Below are 1838 nucleotides of genomic sequence, written 5' to 3' on the forward strand. Positions count from 1 at the left end.
GGCTGCCGAGGTCATCGCTCGCCGCGCGGTCACGAACCTCAGAGGATGGGCCAGTCCACCGGCGTGCGGTCGTCGCTCGGCAGCAGCCCGGCCATCCAGCCGTCGTCCCGGCCGCGCGGGCCCGTGAGCGCTTGCCGTTGCAGTCCCTCGTACCGGAAGCCGAGTGCGCGCGCAGCGCGGGCGGAGGGGACGTTGCCCGCGACGGCCTGCCAGCGGACGCGCACCAGCCGGAGTCCGACGAACCCCCAGTCGACCACGGCCCTCCCCGCCTCTGCGAGATAGCCCTTGCCCCTGGCCGCCTCCGTCACCCAGTAGCCGAGCTCGGCAGTCGCGCCGGTGAAGTGCTCGGTCATGTTGTGCAGACCGATCATGCCGACGAGTTCGCCATCCGCGTACATGCCCCAGACGACCTCCGACCCGGTGTCCCACTGCGCGGCGACCATGCGCACGAACTCTGCGGCGTCCTCGCGACCGTACGGACTCGGAACGGTCGTCCAGCGCGGGATCTCCGGGTCCTGGCAGGCATCCGCGATCGCATCGATGTCCGCCTCCGTCGGGGCGCGGAGGACGAGGCGTTCGGTGGTGAGGACGACGAATTCCATCCCGACAGCCTAGGGAGAACGATGCCCCTGCGAACGCGGAGCGGCCGGAGTGTCGGTGGGCGCGACTAGTCTTGTCCGGTGACTGTTCCGGGGATTCTGCGCGCCTTGGAAGAGGCGTCTCTGTACCGCGATGCCCTCAGCTGGGCGCGCACCGACGCCGATCTCGGCCTGGTCGACGGGCTCGATGCGCCCGCGCTCGCCGGGCTGCTCGAGAAGCGCGCCGCGGCAGGGCACCCCGCCGCCCTGCTCGCCGTCGTCCCCACGGGCAGGAGGGCGGAGAGCCTCGCGCTCGCGATGCACGCCTACCTTCCGGAGGCCGATGTCCTGACCTTCCCGGCCTGGGAGACGTTGCCGCACGAGCGGCTCAGCCCGAGCCCCGACACGGTCGGCCAGCGGCTGCAGACCCTGCGCCGGATCGCCGAGTGGTCGGGCGATCACCCGCTCGTCGTCGTGGCGTCCGTGCGCGCCGCGCTCCAGCCGATCGCGGGCAACCTGGGAGAGATCGCCCCGCTCGAACTCGCCGTCGGCAGCAGGGGGAACGAACTCGACCTCGTGGTGGAGCAGCTGGTCGAGCGCGCTTATTCGCGCGTCGACATGGTGTCCCGTCGCGGAGAGTTCGCGGTGCGCGGCGGCATCCTCGACGTCTTCCCTCCGACGTCGGAGCATCCGTATCGCGTCGAGTTCTTCGGCGACGAGATCGACCAGATCCGCGCGTTCTCGGTCGCCGATCAGCGCTCGTTGCCCGGCGACGTCACCGGTGTCGATCTGCCTCCCACCCGCGAGCTGCTGCTCACCGCCGAGGTCCGAGATCGTGCCCGTGCCCTGGTCGAAGGCTTCCCCGCGATCTCGGGAATGCTCGAGAAGATGGCTGAGGGTATCCCGGTCGAGGGCATGGAGTCGTTGCTCCCCGCCGTCGCAGGGCCGCTGAAGTCGCTGGCCGAGTACCTGCCCGTCGGCAGCGCCACGGCGATCATCGACCCGGAGCGTTCGAGTGCGCGTGCCATCACCCTCGGCGACACGAATCGCGAGTTCCTCGATGCCGCGTGGAGCGCCGCGACCTCGGGGGCGTCGGCTCCCATCGACCTCGGTGCCGGCGACTTCCTGACGATCGCCGAGCTGCGCGAGGTCGTGCGGGATCGGGACGGCGTGTGGTGGCGGCTAAGCCCGTTCGGAGCCGGGCTCGGCGAGGGCGACGCGGACGCCACGAACCTCGGCGCCGCCGTCATCCCGTCCTTC

At 71.2% G+C, this 1838-nt stretch carries 1 protein-coding gene and 1 pseudogene; one reads left to right on the forward strand and one right to left on the reverse strand.

What is annotated here, in order from left to right; translation table 11 throughout:
- Positions 1-38: 38 nt before the first annotated feature.
- Entirely contained in the window at positions 39-602 is a 564-nt protein-coding gene (locus DSP71_RS18080; protein WP_113681747.1) for a GNAT family N-acetyltransferase, read from the reverse strand.
- Positions 603-680: 78 nt separating this feature from the next.
- On the opposite strand from DSP71_RS18080, the pseudogene DSP71_RS24250 reads away from it, so the two are divergent.
- Positions 681-1838 (forward strand): annotated as a pseudogene (locus tag DSP71_RS24250) (transcription-repair coupling factor); the annotation flags it as partial.

The organism is Microbacterium sp. H6 (genome assembly GCF_003314775.1).
In the GTDB taxonomy this organism is placed as follows: domain Bacteria; phylum Actinomycetota; class Actinomycetes; order Actinomycetales; family Microbacteriaceae; genus Microbacterium; species Microbacterium oxydans.